The organism is Pseudomonas marginalis (assembly GCF_001645105.1).
Lineage (GTDB): Bacteria > Pseudomonadota > Gammaproteobacteria > Pseudomonadales > Pseudomonadaceae > Aquipseudomonas > Aquipseudomonas petroselini.
In genome coordinates this window covers 109,080-134,049 of the sequence record NZ_LKEG01000044.1, presented here as the reverse complement: position 1 = coordinate 134,049, position 24,970 = coordinate 109,080, and the positions used below count along the sequence as shown (strand labels likewise).

At 60.5% G+C, this 24,970-nt stretch carries 24 protein-coding genes; 14 read left to right on the top strand and 10 right to left on the bottom strand.

The window, feature by feature from the left end:
• The first annotated feature begins 54 nt into the window (after window positions 1-54).
• Entirely contained in the window at window positions 55-1,158 is a 1,104-nt protein-coding gene (gbdR, locus tag AO064_RS18800) for a choline metabolism transcriptional regulator GbdR (RefSeq protein ID WP_005792167.1), read from the top strand.
• Window positions 1,159-1,253: 95 nt separating this feature from the next.
• Here the strand turns inward: gbdR and AO064_RS18795 are convergent, their stop codons facing one another.
• The 5 genes from AO064_RS18795 to AO064_RS18775 form a co-directional block, all read right to left on the bottom strand.
• On the bottom strand, window positions 1,254-1,517 hold the full coding sequence (locus AO064_RS18795) for a hypothetical protein (protein WP_015886268.1): 264 nt from the start codon (window positions 1,515-1,517) through the stop codon (window positions 1,254-1,256).
• Between the two features lie 224 nt (window positions 1,518-1,741).
• Complete coding sequence (locus AO064_RS18790) at window positions 1,742-2,242, bottom strand: thioesterase family protein (protein WP_064054282.1); 501 nt, start codon at window positions 2,240-2,242, stop codon at window positions 1,742-1,744.
• A 13-nt stretch (window positions 2,243-2,255) separates the two neighbouring features.
• A complete protein-coding gene (locus tag AO064_RS18785; RefSeq protein ID WP_015886266.1) occupies window positions 2,256-3,221 on the bottom strand; it encodes an L-carnitine dehydrogenase in 966 nt (321 codons plus the stop codon).
• A gap of 65 nt (window positions 3,222-3,286) precedes the next feature.
• Window positions 3,287-4,174: a 3-dehydrocarnitine:acetyl-CoA trimethylamine transferase CdhC gene (cdhC, locus tag AO064_RS18780; RefSeq protein WP_015886265.1), complete on the bottom strand. Its 888-nt coding sequence runs from the start codon at window positions 4,172-4,174 to the stop codon at window positions 3,287-3,289.
• 87 nt (window positions 4,175-4,261) lie between these two features.
• Entirely contained in the window at window positions 4,262-5,206 is a 945-nt protein-coding gene (locus AO064_RS18775; protein WP_064054281.1) for a choline ABC transporter substrate-binding protein, read from the bottom strand.
• 194 nt (window positions 5,207-5,400) lie between these two features.
• Here AO064_RS18775 and AO064_RS18770 point away from each other — a divergent pair, with 194 nt between their 5' ends.
• Window positions 5,401-6,345 carry a GlxA family transcriptional regulator gene (locus AO064_RS18770; RefSeq protein WP_064054280.1) on the top strand — a complete coding sequence of 315 codons (945 nt, stop codon included), beginning with the start codon at window positions 5,401-5,403 and terminating at the stop codon, window positions 6,343-6,345.
• Between the two features lie 237 nt (window positions 6,346-6,582).
• Entirely contained in the window at window positions 6,583-7,011 is a 429-nt protein-coding gene (locus tag AO064_RS18765) for a hypothetical protein (RefSeq protein ID WP_064054279.1), read from the top strand.
• 7 nt (window positions 7,012-7,018) lie between these two features.
• Here the strand turns inward: AO064_RS18765 and AO064_RS18760 are convergent, their stop codons facing one another.
• On the bottom strand, window positions 7,019-7,432 hold the full coding sequence (locus AO064_RS18760) for a DUF3010 family protein (protein WP_064054278.1): 414 nt from the start codon (window positions 7,430-7,432) through the stop codon (window positions 7,019-7,021).
• A 217-nt stretch (window positions 7,433-7,649) separates the two neighbouring features.
• On the opposite strand from AO064_RS18760, the gene AO064_RS18755 reads away from it, so the two are divergent.
• On the top strand, window positions 7,650-7,946 hold the full coding sequence (locus AO064_RS18755; protein ID WP_064054277.1) for a helix-turn-helix domain-containing protein: 297 nt from the start codon (window positions 7,650-7,652) through the stop codon (window positions 7,944-7,946).
• The gene (locus AO064_RS18750) at window positions 7,943-9,181 is read left to right on the top strand and encodes a type II toxin-antitoxin system HipA family toxin (RefSeq protein WP_064054276.1); all 1,239 of its coding nucleotides are present in this window, start codon (window positions 7,943-7,945) and stop codon (window positions 9,179-9,181) included. The genes AO064_RS18755 and AO064_RS18750 overlap by 4 nt, the downstream gene beginning before the upstream one ends.
• 3 nt (window positions 9,182-9,184) lie before the next feature.
• Here AO064_RS18750 and AO064_RS18745 read toward each other — a convergent pair whose 3' ends face one another.
• Entirely contained in the window at window positions 9,185-9,586 is a 402-nt protein-coding gene (locus AO064_RS18745) for a lysozyme inhibitor LprI family protein (protein WP_015886258.1), read from the bottom strand.
• Window positions 9,587-9,805: 219 nt separating this feature from the next.
• Here AO064_RS18745 and AO064_RS18740 point away from each other — a divergent pair, with 219 nt between their 5' ends.
• The 6 genes from AO064_RS18740 to etfB all read left to right on the top strand — a co-directional run bounded on the left by AO064_RS18740 (window position 9,806) and on the right by etfB (window position 17,574).
• Complete coding sequence (locus AO064_RS18740; RefSeq protein WP_015886257.1) at window positions 9,806-10,783, top strand: dipeptidase; 978 nt, start codon at window positions 9,806-9,808, stop codon at window positions 10,781-10,783.
• Window positions 10,784-10,852: 69 nt separating this feature from the next.
• A complete protein-coding gene (locus AO064_RS18735; protein WP_015886256.1) occupies window positions 10,853-11,383 on the top strand; it encodes a DUF5943 domain-containing protein in 531 nt (176 codons plus the stop codon).
• A gap of 15 nt (window positions 11,384-11,398) precedes the next feature.
• Window positions 11,399-13,459 (top strand): dimethylglycine demethylation protein DgcA, encoded by a 2,061-nt coding sequence (gene dgcA / locus AO064_RS18730; protein WP_064054275.1) that lies wholly within the window; start codon window positions 11,399-11,401, stop codon window positions 13,457-13,459.
• Window positions 13,460-13,629: 170 nt separating this feature from the next.
• Window positions 13,630-15,573 (top strand): dimethylglycine demethylation protein DgcB, encoded by a 1,944-nt coding sequence (dgcB, locus tag AO064_RS18725; RefSeq protein ID WP_064054274.1) that lies wholly within the window; start codon window positions 13,630-13,632, stop codon window positions 15,571-15,573.
• Window positions 15,573-16,793: an electron transfer flavoprotein subunit alpha gene (etfA, locus tag AO064_RS18720; protein ID WP_015886253.1), complete on the top strand. Its 1,221-nt coding sequence runs from the start codon at window positions 15,573-15,575 to the stop codon at window positions 16,791-16,793. Before dgcB ends, etfA begins: the two co-directional genes overlap by 1 nt.
• Window positions 16,794-16,803: 10 nt before the next feature.
• On the top strand, window positions 16,804-17,574 hold the full coding sequence (gene etfB / locus AO064_RS18715) for an electron transfer flavoprotein subunit beta (protein ID WP_064054273.1): 771 nt from the start codon (window positions 16,804-16,806) through the stop codon (window positions 17,572-17,574).
• Between the two features lie 923 nt (window positions 17,575-18,497).
• On the opposite strand, the gene gbcA is transcribed toward etfB, so the two are convergent.
• Entirely contained in the window at window positions 18,498-19,793 is a 1,296-nt protein-coding gene (gbcA, locus tag AO064_RS18710) for a glycine-betaine demethylase subunit GbcA (protein ID WP_015886251.1), read from the bottom strand.
• A gap of 280 nt (window positions 19,794-20,073) precedes the next feature.
• On the opposite strand from gbcA, the gene gbcB reads away from it, so the two are divergent.
• A complete protein-coding gene (gbcB, locus tag AO064_RS18705; protein ID WP_015886250.1) occupies window positions 20,074-21,174 on the top strand; it encodes a glycine-betaine demethylase subunit GbcB in 1,101 nt (366 codons plus the stop codon).
• A 57-nt stretch (window positions 21,175-21,231) separates the two neighbouring features.
• Here the strand turns inward: gbcB and AO064_RS18700 are convergent, their stop codons facing one another.
• Window positions 21,232-21,429 (bottom strand): hypothetical protein, encoded by a 198-nt coding sequence (locus tag AO064_RS18700; RefSeq protein ID WP_064054272.1) that lies wholly within the window; start codon window positions 21,427-21,429, stop codon window positions 21,232-21,234.
• A gap of 176 nt (window positions 21,430-21,605) precedes the next feature.
• Window positions 21,606-22,646, bottom strand: coding sequence for a threonine aldolase family protein (locus tag AO064_RS18695; protein ID WP_015886246.1), 1,041 nt, complete (start codon window positions 22,644-22,646; stop codon window positions 21,606-21,608).
• Window positions 22,647-22,736: 90 nt separating this feature from the next.
• Between AO064_RS18695 and AO064_RS18690 the strand changes: the two genes are divergently transcribed.
• Together AO064_RS18690 and glyA are read left to right on the top strand one after the other, a co-directional pair.
• Window positions 22,737-23,465: a TraX family protein gene (locus AO064_RS18690; protein WP_064054271.1), complete on the top strand. Its 729-nt coding sequence runs from the start codon at window positions 22,737-22,739 to the stop codon at window positions 23,463-23,465.
• Window positions 23,466-23,702: 237 nt separating this feature from the next.
• A complete protein-coding gene (glyA, locus tag AO064_RS18685) occupies window positions 23,703-24,956 on the top strand; it encodes a serine hydroxymethyltransferase (RefSeq protein ID WP_064054270.1) in 1,254 nt (417 codons plus the stop codon).
• Window positions 24,957-24,970 lie beyond the last annotated feature (14 nt).

Genomic DNA, 24,970 nt, shown 5'->3' with positions numbered 1-24,970 from the left:
ATAACAAGAGCCTCGCCTGAGGCCACCACCCGCTTTGTGTGAGGAGATACCGCGATGACGTCGTTCAACTCAGGGGCTCAACCCCAGAACCGTGCGCCTCAATCCATCGGCTTTTTGCTGCTGGACAATTTCACGCTGATTTCCCTGGCGTCCGCAGTCGAACCGCTGCGCATGGCCAACCAGTTGTCCGGCCGTGAGCTGTACCGCTGGACGACCTTGAGCGTCGATGGAAACCAAGTGTGGGCCAGCGACGGTCTGCAAATCACCCCCGATGCCTCCATGCACAAAGCCCCGGCCCTGGACACGGTGATCGTGTGCGGCGGCGTGGGTATCCAGCGCACCGTTACCCGTGAACATGTGTCGTGGCTGCAAAGCCAGGCGCGCCAGTCCCGTCGTCTGGGTGCGGTGTGCACGGGCAGTTGGGCCCTGGCCTGCGCCGGTTTGCTCGACGGTTTTGATTGCAGCGTGCACTGGGAATGCCTGGCGTCGATGCAGGAAGCCTTCCCCCGCGTGGCCATGAGCACACGCCTGTTTACCCTCGACCGCAACCGCTTCACCAGCTCTGGCGGCACCGCGCCGCTGGACATGATGCTGCACCTGATCAGCCGCGATCACGGTCGCGAACTGTCGGCCGCCATCTCCGAGATGTTTGTGTACGAACGCATTCGCAACGAACAGGATCACCAGCGGGTGCCGCTCAAGCACATGCTCGGCACCAACCAGCCCAAGCTGCAGGAAATCGTGGCGCTGATGGAAGCCAACCTGGAAGAGCCGATCGACTTGGATGAACTGGCCGTGTACGTCGCCGTGTCCCGTCGCCAGTTGGAGCGCTTGTTCCAGAAATACCTGCATTGTTCGCCGTCACGCTACTACCTCAAATTGCGCCTGATCCGTGCGCGGCAGTTGCTCAAGCAAACGCCGATGTCGATCATCGAAGTGGCATCGGTGTGTGGGTTTGTCTCTACACCGCACTTCTCCAAGTGCTACCGCGAATACTTCGGCATTCCGCCACGGGATGAGCGTGTAGGTTCCAACACCACCCAGCAAGTGGCGATGATGCCGATTCCGCAGGCGCTGGTGTTGTCACCGTTGTCGGGGCCGATGTCGGCGTTGAGCCAGGCGCGTAATGAGTCGACGTTTGCCAGCGTACGGCTGTAGACCGAGTCGTCTGCATCGGGAGCAAACCCCCTCCCACCTTTGACTGTGTTCACACATCAACCTGTGGGAGGGGGCTTGCCCCCGATAGCAATCTATCAGGCGCCAGAGTTCTGCCTGAACTGCACCAGTGCCGGCAACAACTGCTTATCGATCGCCTGCCTCACTGCCGGCAAAATCGTCGCACTGCCGCTGTACATCTGCTCAACCATGCCCTTGAGCGCCCTGGCCCGTGCTTCGTTCAAACCGCGCACCGCGCACTCGCAAGCCTGTTCGGCGGTGGCGCCGCTGGACACGTCGAAACCCAGCGAGCGCAGTTGGCCCAGCAGGTCATCCTGGTCAATCAAATCCGCATGCATCATGACGTTTATCCTGGTGAGGGGAGCGGGGTCTGACTGGGATTCTGGTAGCCGCTCAACCGGTCGGCAAGGGCAGATTGCACGAATGCCTCAGATGGCTATGAACAGGTCGTTTTCGAGGCATTGACCGGCAGAAGTAATAGGCACACTGAACGCCAGGCAAGCAACTTGAAGGTTTGGTCACCCTCGGGATGTCACGCCACACAAAGCACTCTGCCCCGATCCTGTCACGGCTTGATCGGGGCTTTTTTTGCCTGCGACGGTGGCAGCCCTATCACTCGGCCAAGGAGTACGGGGCGCGCGAGGTCAGCCTGTTGAGCGCTGATGGCCGCGAGTTTTTCCAGCGTGGCCTCGGTGAACGGCGCCGAATGCGGGCCGGCGAGGTCGACGTGCAAGAGCATCTGTTCGTTGCCCGCCAGCTCCCGTTCTTCACCCACAAGATGCAGGCTATGATAGAGGTGCAGGCGCTTGGCATCGTGCGCGATCAGTTGCGTATGCACTTCGACGTCGGCGCCCCGTTTCACTTCGTGCAGGTAGTTCAGGTGCAGCTCCAGGGTGAACAGCGAGTGGCCGCTGGCTTCGCGGTTTTCACTGTCCAGGCCCAGGGTGTCCATCAATGCATCGGTGGCGTAGCTGAAGATCAGCAGGTAGAACGCGTCGCGCAAGTGGCCGTTGTAGTCCACCCACTCGGGGTGGACCTGGGTGGTGTAGGTGGTGAGTGCGGGCATGTCAGGGTTTCCGTTATTCGGCGAAGTTCATGCCGTGTTTGGCCTTAGTGGTTTTCACCGCCTCCAGCACCGCCAGCAGGCAATCATCACGATAGCGCTCCAGCGCCGAAATACTGTGCTTGCCCAGTTGATCGCTGGTGCCGTCGACCACATCGTCAATCAACTTGTCGGTCAGTTCCGGCGCCGGCAGGTAGGTCCACGGCAACTGCAGCGCCGGACCGAACTGCGCCATGAAATGCCGCATGCCGGCATCACCACCCGCCAGGGTATAGGTGAGGAAGGTGCCCATGAACGACCAGCGCAGGCCCGCGCCAAAGCGGATCGCGTCATCGATCTCGCCGGTGGTGGCCACACCATCGTTGACCAAGTGCAGCGCCTCGCGCCATAGCGCTTCCAACAGGCGGTCAGCGATAAAACCGGGCACTTCCTTGCGCACATGCAGCGGGCGCATGCCGAGGGATTCATACACCTTGATCGCCGCCTGGATCGCCTCTGGCGCAGTGTGCTTGCCGCCCACCACTTCCACCAGCGGCAGCAAGTAGACCGGGTTGAACGGGTGCCCGACCACGCAGCGCTCGGGGTGGGTCGAACCTTCGTAGAACTCGCTTGGCAACAAGCCCGAAGTGCTTGAACCAATTAACGCGTTCGGCTTGGCTGCAGCGCTGATCTGGCTGTGCAGATCCAGTTTGAGTTCCAGGCGCTCCGGGGCGCTTTCCTGGATGAAGTCGGCGTCTTTCACGCACGCTTCGATGGTCGCGACAAAGCGCAGGCGGTCCTGGGATGCGCCCGGTGCCAGGCCTTGTTTTTCCAGGGCGCCCCAAGCGTTGGCAACGCGCTTGCGCAGCGCCGCTTCGGCACCGGGCGCGGGGTCCCAGGCGACCACATCCAGGCCGTGGGCCAGGGCGCGAGCCACCCAGCCGCTGCCGATAACGCCGCTGCCGAGGGCGGCGAAGGTTTTGATTTCAGTGATAAAGCTCATGGCGACGTCCTAAAGAGTTCGGTGATCCCTTGTGGGAGGGGGCAAGCCCCCTCCCACCGTTTTGATTAGCTGCGTTTGGTCAAACCCATCTTGATGCGGCCTTCGGCCGGGGTCATGACCCGTGCACCCAGGCGGCTGAGGATTTCACTGGCGCGTTCCACCAGTTGACCGTTAGTGGCGAGCACGCCTTTGTCCAGCCACAGGTTGTCTTCCAGGCCGACCCGCACGTTGCCGCCCAGCAACACCGCTTGTGCGGCCATTGGCATTTGCATGCGGCCGATGCCGAAGCCGGCCCACACAGCGTCGGCGGGCAGGTTGTCGACCATGGCTTTCATGGTGGTGGTGTCGGCCGGCGCGCCCCACGGGATGCCCAGGCACAATTGGAACAGCGGGTCGTCCAGCAGGCCTTCCTTGATCATCTGTTTGGCGAACCACAGGTGGCCGGTGTCGAAGATTTCCAGCTCGGCTTTCACGCCCAATGCCTGGATGCGTTTGGCACCCGCCCGCAGCTGCGCCGGGGTGGACACGTAAATGGTGTCGCCATCGCCGAAGTTCAGCGTGCCGCAGTCGAGGGTGCAGATTTCCGGCAGCAGCTCTTCCACGTGGGCCAGGCGAGTCAGCGGGCCGACCAGGTCGGTGTTGGGGCCGAATTCCATCGGGTGCTCGCCGCCGCCGATCTCCAGGTCGCCGCCCATGCCGGCGGTGAGGTTGACGATGATGTCGATGTCGGCCTCACGGATGCGCTCCATCACTTCACGGTACAGGGCGACGTCGCGGCTGAACTTGCCGGTTTCGGGGTCGCGCACGTGGCAATGCACCACGGTGGCACCGGCCTTGGCGGCTTCCACGGCGGCGGCGGCGATTTGTTTCGGGGTGACCGGCACGTGCGGGCTTCTGCTGGTCGTGTCGCCAGCACCGGTGAGTGCGCAGGTGATGATGACGTCGTGGTTCATGAGGCGGTTCCTTACAGGCGTGATTTCAAGGGCGTGGCGATGCCGTTCGCGGTCGAAAGTGACCGCGAAGCGGTGATTGAAAGGGGGTTACTTGCTGGTCAATTGCAGGTTGGCTGCCGCCGGTTTGCCGTCGAAGGTGGTCACCCCTTCCAGCCAGCGCGCCTGGTCCTGCGGGTGATCCTTGAGCCACTGTTTGGCGGACTCGAGGGCATCCTTGTGATCCAGCAACGGCTGCATCATCCGGCTCTCGTCGGCGGCGGTGAAGGTCAGGTTGGTCAGCAGTTTGTGCACGTTGGGGCACTGTTCGGCGTAGGTTGGCGCGGTCACGGTCCACACGGTCGCCATGCCTTCGTTCGGGCCCAGGGCGTCGTCGCTGCCGGTGAGGTACGTCATGGCGACGTTGACGTTCATCGGGTGCGGCGCCCAGCCGAAGAACACCACGGCTTCCTTGCGGCGAACCGCACGGTCGACGGCGGCGAGCATGCCGGCTTCACTGGATTCGACCAATTGGAACTTGCCCAGGCCGAAATGGTTCTTGGCGATCATCGCCTTGATCTGGGTGTTGGCGCCCGAGCCTGGCTCGATGCCGTAGATCTTGCCGCCCAGCTCTTTCTCGAACGTGGCGATGTCGGCGAAGGTTTTCAGGCCTTTGTCCGCCAGGTAAGTCGGCACGGCGAGGGTGGCGCGGGCATCTTCCAGGCTGGGCTTGTCCAGCACCTTGACTTGCTTGGCGTCGACGAACGGCGTGATGGTCTGGGTCATCAGCGGGTTCCAGTAGCCCAGGAACAGGTCCAGGCGCTGGTCGCGGATACCGGCGAAGATGATTTGCTGGGAGGCGCTGGTCTGTTTGGTCTTGTAGCCGAGGCCGTCGAGCAACACTTGGGTCATGGCGCTGGTGGCGATTACGTCGGTCCAGTTCACCACGCCCATGCGCACGTTCTGGCAGGACGCCGCATCGGCGGCCATTACGTGGGTGCTCAAGATGGCGCTGGCGCTGAGTGCGAGCACGCAGCGGCGAATCAGTCGGTTCATGGTGGATCCCTCGGCAGGTCGTTATTGTGGGGTCCGGCGTCTTTGTGCGCCGTGGGATCACGTTACGTAGCTTTAGGGGCGACAAAACGCACGGCGGCGACCCGCTCTTGCACTGCAGCGACCTGTGCTCTTGAATGGCCCGTTGAACTGGCGTATCACAGTGAGCACGCTGCCCGTATTACGAGAGCGCCACCATGTCCCAGGATTTCTACTTTCTGCTGATGCCGGGTTTTTCGGCCATCGGGTTTATCTCTGCGCTGGAACCGCTGCGAGTGGCCAACCGCTTTCGCGGCGAGTTGTACCGCTGGCACATATTGAGCGCGGACGGCGGCGCGGTGCTGGCGAGCAATGGCATGTCGGTCAACGCCGATGCAGCGCTGGAACCGCTGAAAAAAGGCGCGACCTTGCTGGTGGTGGCCGGCTTCGAGCCGCTGCAGTTCGCCACTCCTGCGCTGGAACACTGGCTGCGCCGCCTCGACCATGACGGCGTGACCCTCGGCGCCATCGACACCGGCGCCTGTGTACTGGCCGAAGCCGGTTTGCTCGACGGCCACCGCCTGACCCTGCATTGGGAAGCCATCGACGCGTTCAAGGAATCCTATCCGCACCTGAGCGTGACCCAGGAGCTGTTCGAAATCGACCGCCGCCGCATCACCTGCGCCGGCGGCACGGCGTCCATCGACCTGATGCTCGACCTGATCGCCCAGGCTCATGGCTCGGAGCTGGCGATCCAGGTTTCCGAACAATTCGTGCTCAGCCGTATCCGCCCGCGCAAAGACCACCAGCGCATGCAGATCGCCACGCGCTACGGCATCAACAACAAAAAACTGGTGCAAGTGATCGGCGAGATGGAGCAACACACCGAGCCGCCCCTGAGCACACTGGCCTTGGCCGAGGCGATCAAAGTCACCCGGCGGCAATTGGAGCGCCTGTTTCGCCTGCACCTGAACGACACACCGAGCAACTTCTACCTCGGCCTGCGCCTGGAAAAAGCCCGGCAGCTGTTGCGCCAGAGCGATTTGAGCGTGCTGGAGGTGAGCATTGCCTGTGGGTTTGAGTCGCCGTCGTATTTCACCAGGAGTTATCGGGCGAGGTTTGCCAAGTGTCCAAGGGAGGATCGGCGACCGGAGGTGGTTTGACGCGAATTATAGGCAAGTGACGTGGTGTGGTTGGTTTCCATTGCAACGAAATTTCGGATAAGTCGGCGTAAGAAAACTCATTTGGCACGTGGGAAAGTTCTTGTTTTCTATCATTAACGACGGCGTATGGAGGGTCGCTGCTAATGTCCTATGGGCTTGAAGTTGCTCTCGGCCAGGTGCTTTGAAAGTTAAGGCACGTGTGCCAGGAGCGTCATTACTTAACCATAAGAGGTTGGCATGCTGAAAAAACTAGTTGCTGTGATTGCACTCGTTTCCACCCCAGTTTGGGCTGCTCCGGCGCCTGCACTCTTTACCGGAGCCGATTACAGCGGGCGTTATGAGTGCAACGGCCAGGATAAACATATCGGCAACTTCAAGGGCGTTGTTGACATGAAACTCGACGCCACGCAAAGCACAGGCAAGTACGCCGCCTACACTTTCACCCTGACCCTGGAAGACAAGTCCCGCTATGACGGAATGGCCGCCGGGACCGCAGATACGCTGGGCATCTACTTTGCCCACACCAACCCAGCCTTAAAAGACTTTGGCGTGGGCGTGGCACAAGTGACACCCACCCCCGACGGTAAAGTATCTTTCGTCAAGTATTACTATGGCCCTGAATACGAAGGCGGTGGGCACGGCCTGGAACACTGTGTCAAAAGCTGATGGCCGGTTACTTCTTCATCAGGCACGAGCAGGCTGTTTTATAAGCCTCGTGTTGATATTTGTTGAGCGTCGCAGGCAGATCAAAGGCGTGCTTCTTGTTCTGCGCATTGATCGTTTGCGGCGACAGCAACGTCACCTCCACACCGTCCAGCAACTGAAACACCCCTTCAATCTTGAACGTCGTCGGGCCACCGGCGAATTCACCTTTCTTGCTGCGCTTCTTGATGGCGATGCGCTCGATGGCGTTCTCCTGCACAAACGCCTTCACCTGGGCCGCGAAGGCTTTGACGTTGGCAGCCTCATCGTCGTCCAGCGCGATTTTCTTGGTCGCCAGGGCGACATGGGTGAGCGCCTGGTTGTCCAGGGAGGCGACGGCGATGATGGCTTCGCTGCCTTTGATTTCGATGCCGCAGGTTTTCATGGTTTGGCCTTGAGGGACGTGAGATGACGCAGATGGTCGCGCACCTTTCGGGGAGGGTCAAAGGTGCTGCAAGCGAGGTCAAATTTGTAAGCATATAAGAGATAATATATTGTCTTTTATTTTGATATATAAAGGTTTTTGGATAGCTCGTTATCCATTATTTAAAATACTCATCCAGCGCCTGCTACACTTGCTAACACTCATTTGAGGTCGAACCATGGCCCTTACCCATATTCTCTACGCCCCCGGCGAGATTGCTTTGCAGATCGCTGGAAATGCCAAGGCACTGCGGCTGAGCAAGAACCTTTCTCGCCGAGCCTTGGCAGCCCAGTCGGGGGTGGCCGAGTCCACGCTCAAGCGCTTTGAAACGACCGGAAAAGTTTCCCTTGATGCCTTACTGCTGATCGCGATGAGTCTGGGGGTAGGGGCGCAAATGGCGGATCTGTTCAGTGCGCCGCCGCCGATCAGTCTCCAGGAATTGAAAAGTCAAACCAGGCTTCGAGGGCGTCGATGAAAACAGTCTCCGCACTGCACGTCATGTTGCAAGGCTCACACGTCGGTGAGCTGGTGGATGCACCCGGCAGGGGGATTTATTTTTCGTATGATCCGAGTTGGCTGGCGAACGGCTTCAACCTGGCGCCGTTGTACATGGACTTTTCTTCCACACCTCAGTTGGCAGCTGACGAGTTACTTTTCGGTGGCCTGCCAGGGGCGTTCAGCGATTCGTTGCCCGATGGCTGGGGGCTGTTGCTGATGGACCGTTTCTTTCGCATGAAATTGGGAATTGAACGGCGTGCGATACGCCCATTGGACCGGCTGGCCTATATGGGCAATCGGGGCATGGGGGCGCTTGAGTACAGGCCGATGCTAGAGAAAGATTCAGAGCAAGGCGAGCTGGATCTGGCGTCCCTTTACCAAGCTTCGCAAAACGTATTGTCTGGCGAAACGCACGAGGTGATCGAGTCATTGCGCCTGGCGGGAGGCTCTCCCGGTGGTGCGCGGCCAAAGGCAGTCATTGGGCTCTCGACCGACAAGCAGCAGGCCATTTCTTCATTTGGTGAGATGCCTGAAGGCTATGAGCACTGGTTGATCAAATTCCGCAGTCAGGACGAGCATCGCGACAGTGGCGCTATCGAACAAGCCTACGCCGAGATCGCTCGTAACGCGGGGGTCGAAGTCTCGGATTCAAGCCTGCTCGAGGTACAGACGGATACCGGACTAGAGCGTTTTTTCAACACTCGACGCTTTGACCGAACCGGTCACATCAAGCGCCATATGCTGACCTGCGCGGCGATCCTGTATGCCGATTTCCGCATGCCCAGCCTTGACTACGGCGACCTGTTGCGCCTGACCTTCGCCATCACCCAAAACGCCGGTGATGTGCAGAAAATGGCTCGGCTGATGGTCTTCAATGCGTTGGCTCACAATCGCGACGATCACGCAAAAAACTTCTCGTTCTTCGGCTCCTCGGTTGGCTGGCAGATGGCGCCAGCCTATGACCTGACGTTTGCCAATACCAGCGGTCGCGGGAATGAGCATACCTGTGCCTTTGCAGGTACGGGCCAGCCATCACGCCAGGCAATCAGGAAGGTCTGTGAACCCTTCAGCTTTCTCGAACCCGAGCTTTACATCGAGCAGACCATGGAGGCCTTGTCGAAGTGGAGCCAGCATTGCGCGGACCTCCATATCGACAACACTCAGCGTGATCATCTGCAAATGGCCTTCAACTCAATATGGAAAGCCTTCTAGCCGTCACTCCTGCCCGATCGACTCCAAAAACTCCGACCGCTCATCACTCATCCGCGCCAAACAATCATTCTGCGCAATCGCATAGGCCTTGGTGCCGTTCACGGCCGGGAACGTATCCACGGCGCAATCGGCATCGCGCAATTTCTCCCACTTCTGCTGCGCATCCTTCAGACGAGCGGTAATGTCGGCCAGTTTGGTCTTGTCGCTGCCATAGGTCGAACCCATGCGTTCCAGCAGGCCCTGATAGTTATCCTTGAGCAGTTGCTCAGCGGTGGTTTTGTTGTAAGAGGCGCATTCCAGGGTTTGCTTGTCGTTTTCGATGCCGTCGCACGGCGTGCTATCGGTGTCTTCGGCCGCGTGAACGCCGGTTGCGATGAGTGCCAAAGCCAGGAAAATCGATTTCATTGCGCCGTCTCATATCAGGTGATGCGGGAATTCTGGCTCAAGCGTAAGACAAAGAACAGTCGCCAGTCAGACCTCTCTTAACAGCCTTTGTCGTGGATTGACGCTTTCGGCAATTCCCCTGTCGTTTTTGCACCCGGCTCCGTCGGCCCCTGGGCATATGCTGGCCCCAAAGCGCCGGCAGACGATTCGGCGCATGAATCGCCAATAAGGGGACGCCTGATGAGCCCAGCCGAATTGCACGCCGACAGCATCGTTATCGACGGGCTGATTATTGCCAAGTGGAACCGCGACCTGTTCGAAGACATGCGCAAAGGTGGCCTCACGGCTGCCAACTGCACGGTGTCGGTGTGGGAAGGGTTCCAGGCCACTATCAACAATATCGTGGCCAGCCAGACCCTGATCCGTGAGAACAGTGACTTGGTGATCCCGGTGAAAACCACCGCGGACATCCGCAAAGCCAAGGAACAGGGCAAGACCGGCATCATCTTCGGCTTCCAGAACGCCCATGCCTTCGAAGACCAGCTCGGCTACGTCGAGATCTTCAAGCAGCTCGGCGTCGGTGTGGTGCAGATGTGCTACAACACCCAGAACCTGGTCGGCACCGGTTGCTACGAGCGTGATGGCGGCCTGTCGGGCTTTGGCCGTGAGGTGGTCGGCGAGATGAACCGCGTCGGCATCATGTGCGACCTGTCCCATGTGGGCTCCAAAACGTCCGAAGAAGTCATCCTCGAATCGAAGAAACCGGTGTGCTATTCGCACTGCCTGCCGTCCGGGCTCAAAGAGCACCCGCGCAATAAATCCGATGAAGAGCTGAAGTTCATCGCTGACCACGGCGGCTTTGTCGGCGTGACCATGTTCGCGCCGTTCCTGGCCAAGGGCATCGATTCGACCATCGACGACTACGCCGAAGCCATCGAATACACCATGAACATCGTCGGTGAAGACGCGATCGGCATCGGCACCGACTTCACCCAGGGCCATGGCCAGGATTTCTTCGAAATGCTGACCCATGACAAGGGCTACGCACGCCGCCTGACCAGCTTCGGCAAGATCATCAACCCGCTGGGCATCCGCACCGTGGGCGAGTTCCCCAACCTCACCGAGACTCTGCTCAAGCGCGGCCATCCTGAGCGCGTGGTGCGCAAGATCATGGGCGAGAACTGGGTCAACGTGCTCAAGGACGTCTGGGGCGAATAAGCCACCGCATTTCTCCCCCGGCCGTTCGCGTCGGGGGCACTACCAAGAATTTTCTGGAGTTAAGTTTCCATGGCCAAGATCGCCCCGCAATTGCCTATCGAAGTTGACAGCGAAACCGGTGTCTGGACTTCCGACGCCCTGCCGATGTTGTACGTGCCACGTCATTTTTTCGTGAATAACCACATCGGCATCGAAGAAGTGCTGGGCGCCGACGCCTATGCCGAAATCCTCTACAAGGCCGGCTACAAATCCGCCTGGCACTGGTGTGAAAAAGAAGCCGAGTGCCACGGCCTGGAAGGCGTCGCGGTGTTCGAGCATTACATGAAGCGCCTGTCGCAACGCGGCTGGGGCCTGTTCAAGATCCAGGACATCGACCTCGACAAAGGCACCGCCAGCGTCAAGCTCGAACACTCGGCGTTCGTCTACGTGTACGGCAAGGTCGGGCGCAAAGTGGACTACATGTTCACTGGCTGGTTTGCCGGCGCGATGGACCAGATTCTCGAAGCGCGCGGAAGCAAGATCCGCACCGTCGCCGAACAAGTCTACGGAGGCTCCGAAGAGGGCCACGATGACGGCCTGTTCACCGTCAAGCCGTTGTAAGCCGAGGACCGTGCCATGGCTTTCGAAGCAATGTTTGCGCCGATCCAGATCGGCAAACTGACCATCCGCAACCGCGTGCTCAGCACCGCTCACGCCGAGGTGTATGCCACCGACGGCGGCATGACCACCGACCGCTATGTGAAGTATTACGAAGAGAAAGCCAAGGGCGGCATCGGCCTGGCGATCTGCGGCGGTTCCTCGGTGGTCGCCATCGACAGTCCGCAGGAGTGGTGGAGCTCGGTCAACCTGTCCACCGACCGTATCATCCCGCACTTCCAGAACCTGGCTGACGCCATGCACAAGCATGGCGCCAAGATCATGATCCAGATTACCCACATGGGCCGTCGCTCGCGTTGGGACGGCTTCAACTGGCCCACCCTGATGTCGCCGTCCGGCGTGCGTGAGCCGGTGCACCGTGCCACCTGCAAGACCATCGAGCCCGAGGAAATCTGGCGCGTGATCGGTAACTACGCCAGCGCCGCCAAGCGCGCCAAGGCCGGTGGCCTGGACGGTGTGGAGCTGTCGGCCGTGCACCAGCACATGATCGACCAGTTCTGGAGCCCACGGGTCAACAAGCGTACCGACGAGTGGGGCGGTAGCTTTGAAGGCCGCATGAAGTTCGGCCTGGAAGTCCTCAAAGCCGTGCGTGCCGAGGTCGGTGACGACTTCTGCGTGGGTATGCGTCTGTGCGGTGACGAGTTCCACCCGGACGGCCTGTCCCACGAGGACATGAAGCAGATCGCCAAGTATTACGACGACACTGGCATGCTCGATTTCATCGGCGTGGTGGGCTCGGGTTGCGATACCCACAACACCCTGGCCAACGTTATCCCCAACATGAGTTATCCACCGGAGCCGTTCCTGCACCTGGCCGCCGGTATCAAGGAAGTGGTCAAGGTCCCGGTGCTGCACGCGCAGAACATCAAGGACCCGAACCAGGCCACGCGCATTCTGGAAGGCGGCTATGTGGACATGGTCGGCATGACCCGTGCACACATCGCCGACCCGCACCTGATCGCCAAGATCAAGATGGGTCAGATCGACCAGATCAAGCAGTGCGTCGGCGCCAACTATTGCATCGACCGCCAGTATCAGGGCCTGGATGTGCTGTGCATCCAGAACGCTGCGACTTCCCGTGAATACATGGGCGTGCCCCACATCATCGAGAAGTCCACCGGACCCAAACGCAAAGTCGTGGTGGTCGGTGCCGGCCCGGCTGGGATGGAAGCCGCACGCGTGGCCGCCGAACGTGGCCACGACGTGACCCTGTTCGAAAAGAAAGAGTTTATCGGCGGGCAGATCACCACCGCCTCGAAAGCGCCACAGCGCGATCAGATTGCCGGGATCACCCGCTGGTTCCAGTTGGAGCTGGCACGTTTGAAAGTCGACCTGCGCCTGGGCGTGGCGGCCGATGCCGACACCATCTTGGACCTGCGCCCGGATGTGGTGGTGCTGGCAGTGGGCGGGCACCCGAATGTGGAGCAGAACGAACACTGGGGCGCGGCCGAAGGCTTGGTCGTCAGCAGTTGGGACGTGCTCGACGGCAAGGTCGCACCGGGTAAAAACGTGTTGGTGTACGACACCATCTGCGAATTCACCGGCATGTCGGTCGCGGATTTCCTCGCGGACAAAGGCAGTCAGGTCGAGATCGTCACCGACGATATCAAACCGGGCGTGGCCATCGGCGGTACGTCGTTCCCGACCTACTACCGCAGCATGTACCCCAAGGAAGTGATCATGACCGGCGACATGATGCTGGAAAAGGTCTACCGCGAGGGCGACAAGCTGGTGGCGGTACTGGAGAACGAATACACCGGTGCCAAAGAGGAACGGGTGGTCGACCAGGTGGTGGTTGAAAACGGCGTGCGTCCGGATGAAGCCATCTACTACGCGCTCAAGGAAGGCTCGCGCAACAAGGGTCAGATCGACGTCGAAGCCTTGTTCGCGATCAAGCCGCAGCCGTGTTTGAGCGAGGCGGGTGACGGGTACTTGCTGTTCCGCATTGGCGACTGTGTGGCGCAGCGTAATACCCACGCTGCGATCTATGACGCCCTGCGCTTGTGCAAGGATTTCTGACCCGACACCGAAATAATGTGGACTCGGTCCAAAGGTGGGAGGGGGCTTGCTCCCGATGGCAGTGTGTCAGTTGATGCATGTGTGGCTGATTCGCCGCCATCGGGAGCACGCCCCCTCCCACATTAAGGCCAGTTTCACAGTAGACCTGTGTGGTCTGTGGGAGCTTCACCATGTTGAACACCTTGCTGCCTATTCTGTTGTTTGCCGCGTTGGGCCTGGCCGTCCTCGGCGCCCTGCGCCGGGTGAACATGTGGCGCCGTGGCCGCGCTTCCAAGGTTGACCTGCTGGGCGGCCTGCTGGCCATGCCCAAGCGCTACATGGTTGACCTGCACCACGTGGTCGCCCGCGACAAATACATCGCCAACACCCACGTCGCGACCGCGCTGGGGTTTGTGCTGTCGGCGCTGCTGGCGATCCTCGTACACGGTTTCGGCCTGCATAACCGCATCCTCGGCTACGCCTTGCTGCTGGCCTCTGTGCTGATGTTTGTCGGCGCCACGTTCGTCTACCTGCGGCGGCGCAATCCGCCGTCGCGCCTGTCGAAAGGCCCGTGGATGCGCCTGCCGAAAAGCCTCATGGCGTTCTCGGTGAGTTTCTTCCTGGTGACGCTGCCGGTGGCCGGAATCCTGCCGGCTGATTTTGGCGGCTGGCTGCTCGCTGCGCTGCTCAGCGTTGGTGTGTTGTGGGGCGTGTCCGAGATGTTCTTCGGCATGACCTGGGGCGGCCCGATGAAACACGCCTTCGCCGGTGCCTTGCACCTGGCCTGGCACCGCCGCGCCGAACGCTTTGGCGGTGGCCGTTCCACCGGTTTGAAGCCGCTGGACCTCAGCGACAAGTCCGCGCCGCTGGGCGTGGAGAAACCCAAGGATTTCACTTGGAACCAATTGCTCGGTTTCGACGCCTGCGTGCAGTGCGGCAAGTGCGAAGCCGCGTGCCCGGCGTTCGCCGCCGGCCAGCCGCTGAACCCGAAAAAGCTGATCCAGGACATGGTGGTCGGCCTCGCCGGCGGCACCGATGCCAAATTCGCCGGCAGCCCCTATCCAGGCAAACCGATCGGCGAACACAGCGGCAACCCGCACCAGCCGATCGTCAACGGCCTGGTGGACGCCGAGACCCTGTGGTCATGCACCACCTGCCGTGCCTGTGTGGAAGAGTGCCCGATGATGATCGAGCACGTGGACGCCATCGTCGACATGCGCCGCCACCTCACCCTGGAAAAAGGGGCCACGCCCAACAAGGGCGCCGAAGTCCTCGAGAATTTGATCGCCACCGACAACCCCGGCGGTTTCGCACCGGGTGGTCGCCTGAACTGGGCGGCGGATCTGAACCTGCCGTTGCTCAGCGACAAGGGCAGTGCCGAGGTGCTGTTCTGGGTCGGCGATGGCGCCTTCGACATGCGCAACCAGCGCACGCTGCGAGCCTTTGTCAAAGTGCTCAAAGCGGCCAAGGTGGACTTTGCCGTGCTCGGCCTGGAAGAGCGCGACAGCGGTGATGTAGCCCGCCGTCTGGGCGATGAAGCGACATTCCAGTTGCTGGCCACGCGCAATATCCAGACGTTGGCCAAGTACAGCTTCAAGCGCATCGTCACGTGCGACCCGCACAGTTTCCACGTGCTGAAGAACGAGTACGGCGCCTTTAACGGCAACTACCTCGTGCAGCACCACAGTACCTTCATGGCCGAGTTGATCGGCGAGGGCGCGCTGAACCTGGGCCAGCACAAGGGCAACAGCGTGACCTATCACGACCCGTGCTACCTGGGCCGCTACAACGGCGAATACGAGGCGCCGCGCCAAGTGCTGCGGGCGCTGGGCATCGAGGTCAAGGAGATGCAACGCTCGGGCTTCCGTTCTCGCTGCTGCGGCGGTGGGGGTGGGGCGCCGATTACTGACATTCCCGGCAAGCAACGTATCCCGGACATGCGCATGGACGACATCCGCGAAACCGGCGCCGAGCTGGTGGCCGTGGGCTGCCCGCAATGTACCGCGATGCTGGAAGGTGTGGTCGAGCCGCGCCCATTGATCAAGGACATCGCGGAGTTGGTGGCTGATGCGTTGCTGGAAGACGCCGCACCGGCCAAGGCCCCGGCCAAACTTGAACCTGCGGAGGTGCATTGATGAGCGACATTATCCGCCGCGACCCACGGGCCGAATGGATCGCCCGCAATCGCTTGCACCCGCTGCACGCGGCCATGCAGCCGGTACAACACAGTTGGATGGGACCTAACGGTGTCATTCGCAAGAACGTACACGGCGTCGGTTTCATCGGCCCCAACGGCATCAAGCGTATCGACCGCAGCGGTGCCCAGCAGGGCGGCGCGGCCAAGCGCACGGCGGCGGTGGAAGTGCAGTTGCCGCTGCATCAGGTGCCTGCGCCTGCGTTCTACATCAACGTGGTGCCGGACATGGTGGGCGGCCGCCTGAGCAGCCACGACCGCGACCTGCTTGGCCTGGCGCGGCAACTCGCCGGCAGCGACGGCGCGGTGCTGGCGGTAGTGTTTGGCGAGCACAAGGAAAGTGCGTTTGCCACCGCTGGCGTCGACCGTCTGCTGGTGCTTGAGGGCCACGAATTCGACGGTTATTCACCGGAGCAACGTGTTCAAGGTTTGCGCGCTGTGGATAACCAGTTCAACCCGCGTCATTGGTTGCTGCCGGACAGCCGCAGCGGTGGCGGCGAACTGGGCCGACGTTTTGCCGCGAGCCTCAAGGAACGCCCGGCCACGCGGGTGTGGCAGATCAAGGGCGACGAGTGCATCGGCCGCGCCGGTGCTGGCCAGGAAGACTTGGCCCGGCCGCTGCCGCGCCTGATCCTGGCTGCCGTAGAGTGCGCGGAGCCCGTCAGCGAAACCCGTCACGAAGCGTTGCCTGTGGAGTTATCCACAGCCCTGGCGCGCAGCTTGCCGCGTATCGAGGACCTCGGCGCGGTGGCGGTGGACCCGGGGGCTATTCCCATGGCCGAGGCCGAATTCATTTTCTCCGGTGGCAATGGGGTGAAGGACTGGGCGCTGTTCCACCAGACCGCTGCGGCGTTGGGTGCCACCGAAGGCGCCTCCCGCGTCGCAGTGGACGATGGCTTCATGGCGCGTGACCGTCAGGTGGGTGCCAGCGGCACCTGGGTCACGGCGCGGGTGTATGTGGCCGTGGGCATTTCCGGGGCGATCCAGCACCTGCAGGGCATCGGCGCCTGCGACAAGGTGGTGGCGATCAACCTGGATCCTGGCTGCGACATGATCAAGCGTGCCGACCTCTCGGTCATCGGCGAAAGTGCCGCGATACTGCAAGCCTTGATCGCGGCGGTCGAGACCTACCGCAACGGCGCCAAGCGCGATGCTGCTTAAGGATATGACCATGACGACGAATGTAATCAGCCTGGTGTCCGTCGGTGCCCACCCTACCTCCGGGCGCCCGCGCCGTGCCGAGCAGGACGCGCGCGCCGTCGAACTGGGCCTGCAAATGGCTGGGGATAAGTTGCAGGTGCTGCACGCCGGCAACATCGCCGAACCGACACTGCGCAGTTACCTGGGCATGGGCTTGCCAGAGTTACATGTACTGGAGCAACCGGCTGGCAGCGATGCGTTGCCGGTACTCAGTGAGTACTTGCGCGATGCCGGTGCCCAGGTGGTGCTCACTGGCAGCCAGGCCGAAACCGGTGAAGGCTCGGGCATGTTGCCGTTCTTGCTGGCCGAGCAGTTGGGCTGGCCGCTGATTGTCGGGCTGGCGCAGGTTGAATCGATCGAAGCGGGCGTGGCCCATGTGCTGCAAGCCCTGCCACGCGGCCAGCGGCGCCGGTTGAAGGTGCGTTTGCCGTTCCTGGCGACCGTGGATAACGCCGCGCCCAAGCCTCGGCAAAGTGCGTACGGCCCGGCGCAGCGCGGTGAACTGGCGGCTCACGAAGTTGAAGTCGAGCAGGACGCGTTATACACAGGGGCCGTGCTGCAACCGGCCAAGCCTCGGCCCAAGCGGCTCAAGGTGATCAAGGCCAAGAGCGGCGCCGATCGTATGAAAGCCGCCACGGCCAAGGCCAGCGGCGGCGGTGGGCAAGTGCTCAAGGGCCTCACTCCGGAAGCGGGCGCCGAGGCCATTCTCAAGCTGTTGGTTGAGGAAGGCGTCGTACGCTGATCCCCTGTGGGAGCAGGCGTATCTGTAACTGTAGTGAGCGGGCTTGCCCCGCGCTGGGGGGCGAAGCCGCCCCAATAAATACGCCGCTGAGTTTCAGATAAAACCAAGTCGTTTGGTTTGGGGCGGCTTCGCCCCCCAGCGCGGGGCAAGCCCGCTCACTACAAAGATGTGTAGATTCCAATGGCTATAGCAGGGAAGCCAGCTCTCCAAGCTTGAAGTCCCTTGGGCTTACCCACAATCCCTGTTGACCCGTCTGTGGATAACCTGTTCGCGGTTGTCCACAGCCCCTGTGAATCAAGCCCTGCAGCCCTCTGTACGAAAAACAACCAAGCTAACTGACGGTTTTTACTTGGGTTTTTCACTGTCTCTGTGCATTTTTCCCAGCCGACTTGCCCCCATACTCTGTTGGCGCTTCTGTGGATAACGTGTTCGCTCTCGGCTGCAGCCCTTATAAATAAAGGCTTTCATTCAGTTGGTCAAAATCTGATCGATTCACAGTTTTTTTCGACTAAAACCCCTGTAAACCGCGATTTATGAAGGTTTGAAGCGGTTTTCCACAGCACCGTCAAAGTTGCCCCCAAAGTCTGTTGGTGCTTCTGTGGATAAGGTGTTTGCGTACCGCTACAAGCCACGGTTTACTTGGCTTTCACGGTATTGGTCAGAAAATGATCAGCTGTGCTTTAAAACTGGCAGCACGAATAAGTCACGGATTTTCTTCATTTATTTTTAGGGGATAGCACAGTTGCCCACAATTGCTGTGGGTGGCTTTGTGGATAAGTTGTTGGGGAAAGGCTGGAAGGCAGGGTGCGAGTGGTCTGCAAGGGGGTTGATCAAATTTTGATCATGGGTGAAAGCTAATGTGGGAGGTGCCTGCGATGGCGTTGTATCAGCCCATACCGCCATCGCAGGCAAGCCCCACCTTTTTATTCGTGTACGGCAACACCTTTGAGGTACGGCGCCGGGGCGGCACCCAAGTTGCTGAGCATGCGCTCGCTGTACCAATCCACGAAGTTCACCACGCCGAACTCATAGGTCTTGGAGTAAGGGCCGGGCTGGTAGGCGGTGGAGTTGATCCCGCGCTGGTTCTCTTCGGCCAGGCGACGATCCTGGTCGTTGGTGGCGTCCCACACCTGGCGCATGCGCTCCACGTCATAATCCACGCCCTCGACCGCATCCTTGTGCACGATCCACTTGGTGGTGACCATGGTTTCCTGGGCGCTGATCGGCCACACGGTGAACACGATGATGTGGTCACCCATGCAGTGGTTCCACGAGTGCGGCAGGTGCAGAATGCGCATCGAGCCCAGGTCCGGGTTCTTGATGCGACCCATGAGTTTGGCGCAGCCCTGCTTGCCGTCCAGGGTCATCGACACGGTGCCCTTGAGCAGCGGCATGCGCACGATGCGGTTACGCAAGCCGAAGCTCGCGTGGGCGTATGGGATCTTCTCGGCATCCCAGGCAGCGGCAGACGCGGCCACGTGGTCCTTGAACGCCTGGTCGGCGCGCGGGTCGGTGACGTCATCCCATTCCAGCAGGGTTTTGAGCAGTTCCGGGTGCGACGCGTTGCAGTGGTAGCACTCGCGGTTGTTTTCCAGCACCAGCTTCCAGTTGGCCTTTTCGAACAAGGTGGTCTGAATCGCCACCTTGGTGTTCTCCATGTCGTAGGGTTCCATGTAGTGGTTCAGTGTCGACAGGAAGTCATCGATGGCCGGCGGGTTCTCAGCCAGGCTGATGAAGATGTAGCCACCCGCGGTCTTCACGTTCACTGGCTTCAAGCCGTACTGCTTCATGTCGAAGTCGGCGCCCATCTCGGTACCGGCGAACAGCAGGCGCCCGTCCAGTTCGTAGGTCCACTGGTGGTAATGGCACACCAGTTTGGCGACCTTGCCCTTGTCGCTGGTGCACAAGCGCGAGCCACGGTGGCGGCACACGTTGTGGAAGGCATGCACCACGCCTTCGGCGCCACGGATCACGATGATCGGGTTTTTGCCCACTTGCAGGGTCAGGTAGTTGCCCTTGGTGGGGATCTCGCAGGTCATGCCGGCGATCAACCACTCTTTCTGGAAGATCTCCTGCATGTCGATATCAAACAACCGCTCATCAGAGTAGAACGGCTGTGGCAGCGAAAAGGTGCGCTCGCGCTCTTGCAGCATCTGCGCGGTGGCCTTGCGTGCGGGTTCCAGCGGATCGCCCAAGCTTAAAGTTGCGGTGACGTCCATCGTGTGTGTCCTCATGGCCATTCTGTGTGGCCGAGATAAGTGGCTAATCAGGTTTGCAGCAAGGCGTAAAGAAAGCGTCTGTGTTGGGAGCGAGTGTGGGGCCGCCGATGCGCCGAACCTTATCCATGAGCGACATGGCCCACTCTGATCCCGACGCGCAACCCCCGTGGTATGGGGGCTGGTCGCGATAAGTATGTGAATGTCGCAGATAGGTAAATGGGTGGTTCTCGCGTTACGCAGAATCGCCACCATAAGGCCGACCTCGGCGGTGGAGAACAACATGTCCAGCAATTTCCTGAATCCGGTAACGACCCAGACCTGGGCCAATGGTCGGCACATCGTCCGTTGCGTCAAAGTCATCCAGGAAACCTGGGACGTGCGCACCTTTTGCTTCATGGCCGACCAGCCAATCCTGTTCTTTTTCAAGCCGGGGCAGTTCGTCACTCTGGAGCTGGAAATCGAAGGCCAGCCGATCATGCGTTCGTACACCATTTCCAGCTCGCCGTCGGTGCCGTATAGCTTCTCGGTGACGATCAAGCGTGTGCCGGGCGGCAAGGTCTCCAACTGGCTGCACGACACCCTGCACGAAGGCCAGGAGTTGGCGGTGCACGGGCCGGTGGGCCTGTTCAACGCCATCGATTATCCGAGCCCGAAAGTGTTGTACCTCAGCGGTGGTGTGGGGATCACCCCGGTCATGTCCATGGCGCGCTGGTTCTACGACACCAACGCGAATGTCGACATGACGTTTATCCACAGCGCCCGCTCGCCCAAGGACATCATTTACCACCGCGAGCTGGAGCACATGGCGTCGCGCATCGATAACTTCAGCCTGCACCTGATCTGTGAGAAACACGGGTTGGGTGAGCCGTGGGCAGGTTATCGCGGTTACCTGAACCACAAGATGCTCGAACTGATGGTGCCGGACTTCCTGGAGCGCGAAGTGTTCTGCTGCGGGCCTACGCCGTACATGAACGCGGTGAAGCGCCTGCTGGAAGTCGCCGGTTTCGACATGGCGCGCTACCACGAAGAATCCTTCGGCGCCACGCCACCCGAAGCCCGTGCTGATGCGGTGGAGCAAGCCGAACAAGCTGCCGACGCACCGGAAATCGATCTGGCGGATCTGCACCAGGTGGAATTCATTGCGTCGGGCAAGAGCATTCGCGTCGCACCGGGCGAAACCGTGCATGCGGCGGCGGCCAAGCTCGGCCTGTTGATCCCGAAAGCCTGTGGCATGGGGATTTGCGGCACATGCAAGGTGATGAAGCTGGGGGGCGAGGTTGAGATGGACCACAACGGCGGGATCACCGAGGAGGACGAAGCCGAGGGCTACATCCTGTCGTGCTGCAGTGTGCCGAAGGGTGATGTGCGGATCGAGTTCTGATTAACGAAGCGCGTCTAAATGTGGGAGGGGGAGCTTGCCCCCTCCCACAGTCAGTGCTTAACGCACAAACAGGTTGATGATGTACGCGCCGGATGCTGTCATTTCAAACTCTTTACCGGTGACGGTGAAGAGCCTTGAAGGCTCGACAATAGTGTCGCCGAGATTCGCCAGCTTCCTCAGGTCGTCCAGGCTGACGAGTGTGGCGTTGGTGCCGTCTCGAAGTTGCGAGTCCGTCGTGTAGCATTGAATTTCCATGATATTGCCCTCTATCGGATTTCCATTTCCAGCCGACTATTCGGCAGGCAGTCAGCCCCGAAAGAACGCGTCCGTTCGTTCGGGGTGCAGAGATCCTATCCAAGGCAGGGGGTAGATAGATACTGTCAGAAACACGTACAAACAGTCTCTGCTAAGAGGCTGAAAGGCCCGTCGTTTCAGGCCTCCATCACTTTCCGAATATCCGCCGCCAATTCTCTTACACGCTCTTCCTCGGTATCCCACGCACACATGAAGCGTGCGCCACCTTTGCCGATGAAGGTGTAGAAGCGCCAGCCCTTGGCGGTCAGCGCGGCGATGGCCGGTTCCGAGAGTTGCAGGAATACGCCGTTGGCCTGCACCGGGAACATCAGCTCCACACCGGGAATATCCGCCACCAGGCTGCTCAGCAACTGGGCGCAGTGGTTGGCGTGGCGGGCATGCTTGAGCCAGGCGTCGTTTTCCAGCAGGCCTACCCACGGGGCGGACAGGAAGCGCATTTTCGACGCGAGCTGGCCGGCTTGTTTGCAGCGGTAGTCGAAGTCTTCGGCGAGCTTGTGGTTGAAGAACAGGATGGCTTCACCCACGGCCATGCCATTCTTGGTGCCGCCAAAACACAACACATCCACGCCGGCCTTCCAGGTCAGGTCGGCCGGCGAGCAGCCGAGGAACGCGCAGGCATTGGAGAAGCGTGCGCCGTCCATGTGCAGGTTCAGCCCCAGTTCCTTGCAGGTCACGCTGATGGCGCGGATTTCTTCCGGGGTGTACACGCTGCCGACTTCGGTGGCCTGGGTCAGGGTGACGACGCGCGGTTTCGGGTAGTGGATGTCCTGGCGCTTGAGGGCGATCTCGCGGATCGATTCCGGGGTCAGCTTGCCGTTTTCGGTGCGGGCGGTGAGCAGCTTGGAGCCGTTGGAGAAAAACTCCGGCGCGCCGCATTCGTCGGTTTCGACGTGGGCGGTTTCCGAGCAAATCACGCTATGGTAGCTCTGGCACAAAGAGGACAGCGCCAGGGAGTTGGCGGCGGTGCCGTTGAAGGCGAAGAACACTTCGCAGTCGGTTTCGAACAGATTGCGGAAACCGTCGGCGGCGCGGTGGGTCCATTCATCATCGCCGTAGGCGCGCTGATGACCCTGGTTGGCTTGTTCCATGGCGGCCCAGGCTTCCGGGCAGATACCGGAATAGTTGTCACTGGCGAATTGTTGGCTCTTGTCGGTCATGGCCCATTCCTGTGGTCGATGTTGGTGCGCACTGTAACCAAGATTGTCGCGGGTGCGCACGCACTGTAAATGCAAAGTCACTGGGGAATTATGCACGGTACTGAAACGATGCCTGTCGGACGCGTCCGTGATGGCGCTCTGGATCTGCTCAAGTGGCTGGCGCTGGTGAGCATGGTGCTGGACCACCTGCGGTATGTCGGTTTGAGCCTGGATGGCCTGTATGTGCCGGGGCGCCTGGCGTTTCCGTGGTTTTGCCTGGCGATTGCGGCGAATTTGCATCGGGCGAGAAACGCACCTGTCACGGGCCAATGGCGTTACCTGGGATGGCTGCTGCTGTTCAGTGTGATCAGCGAAGTGCCCTATCGAATGTTTATCGACGATGCCGATACGTTGAATGTGTTGCCGACCTTGGCGCTGGGGTTGCTGGTTGCCCGAGGATGGCATCAGAAGACGCTTTTTGATCGAGGATTGGCGGTGATTGCCGTCATAATTGCCGCGGTATTTTCGACGAAGTTAATGTTCGGTTTCTTCGGTGTATTACTGCCATTGGCGATGTTGCTGGTGTTTCGTCGGCCTTGGTATTTCAGCCTGATGCCGGGCGTGGTTTGCGTCGCGGCCAATCAATGGCAGATTTTGCTCAATAGCGGCAGTCTGGTTGCCATGCTCGGGTTGGTGATGTGCCTGATCGCGCCATTAGCTGGATTGTTCTTGTTGCGACATGGGCAAAACATCTCGCCACCCGCCATGCGCCGCTGGGCCTACACCCTCTATCCCCTGCATTTCCTGCTGCTGCTACTCATCCGCCAGATCCTCGCGTAATCCCCTGTGGGAGGGGGCTTGCCCCCGATAGCGGTGGGCCAGCTTGCAGATGCAGTGGCTGACACCCTGCAATCGGGGGCAAGCCCCCTCCCACATTTTTTCCGCGTTGTTCCTGCTATGTCGTAAACGCACCTTTGCGTGGCGTCCGTAGGCATTTGACCTGCCTGCACCAGCCCTACCATCGCATCAAAGGGCCCTGCATGGGCCTCAACAATACGAAAGGCTGGGAGAGACGCGATGTTCAGCAAAAAAGACCAGATCCAGGGATATGACGACGCACTGCTGGCGGCCATGAATGCCGAAGAGCAGCGTCAGGAAGATCATATCGAGCTGATCGCGTCAGAGAACTACACCAGCAAACGCGTGATGGAAGCCCAAGGCAGCGGCCTCACCAACAAATACGCCGAAGGCTATCCGGGCAAGCGCTACTACGGTGGCTGTGAGCACGTGGACAAAGTCGAGGCCCTGGCCATTGAGCGCGCCAAGCAGCTGTTCGGTGCCGATTACGCCAACGTGCAGCCGCACTCCGGCTCCTCCGCCAACAGCGCGGTGTACCTGGCGTTGCTGAACGCCGGTGACACCATCCTCGGTATGAGCCTGGCCCATGGCGGTCACCTGACCCACGGCGCCAAGGTGTCGTCCTCGGGCAAGCTGTACAACGCCGTGCAGTACGGCATCAACACCGACACCGGCCTGATCGACTACGACGAAGTCGAACGCCTGGCCGTCGAACACAAGCCGAAAATGGTCGTGGCGGGTTTCTCTGCCTATTCCAAGACCCTGGATTTTCCACGCTTTCGCGCCATCGCCGACAAGGTCGGTGCGCTGCTGTTCGTCGACATGGCCCACGTTGCCGGCCTGGTTGCCGCCGGCCTGTACCCGAACCCGCTGCCGTACGCCGATGTGGTCACCACCACCACCCACAAGACCCTGCGCGGTCCCCGTGGCGGCCTGATCCTGGCCAAGGCCAACGAAGAAATCGAGAAGAAACTCAACGCTGCCGTGTTCCCTGGCGCCCAGGGCGGCCCGCTGATGCACGTCATCGCCGGCAAGGCCGTGTGCTTCAAGGAAGCCCAGGAGCCTGGCTTCAAGGTCTACCAGCAACAAGTGATCGACAACGCCCAGGCCATGGCCAGCGTATTTATCAAACGCGGCTACGATGTAGTGTCCGGCGGCACCGATAACCACCTGTTCCTGGTCAGCCTGATCCGTCAGGGCCTCACCGGCAAGGAGGCGGACGCCGCCCTCGGTCGCGCCCACATCACCGTCAACAAGAACGCCGTGCCGAATGACCCGCAGTCGCCGTTCGTGACCTCGGGCCTGCGCATCGGCACCCCGGCGGTGACCACGCGTGGTTTCAAAGTGCCGCAGTGCATCGAACTGGCCGGCTGGATCTGCGACATCCTCGACAACCTCGGTGATGCCGATGTCGAGGCCAACGTGGCCAAGCAAGTGTCTGCCCTGTGCGCTGATTTCCCGGTTTATCGCTGAGCGCGGTTTTGGAG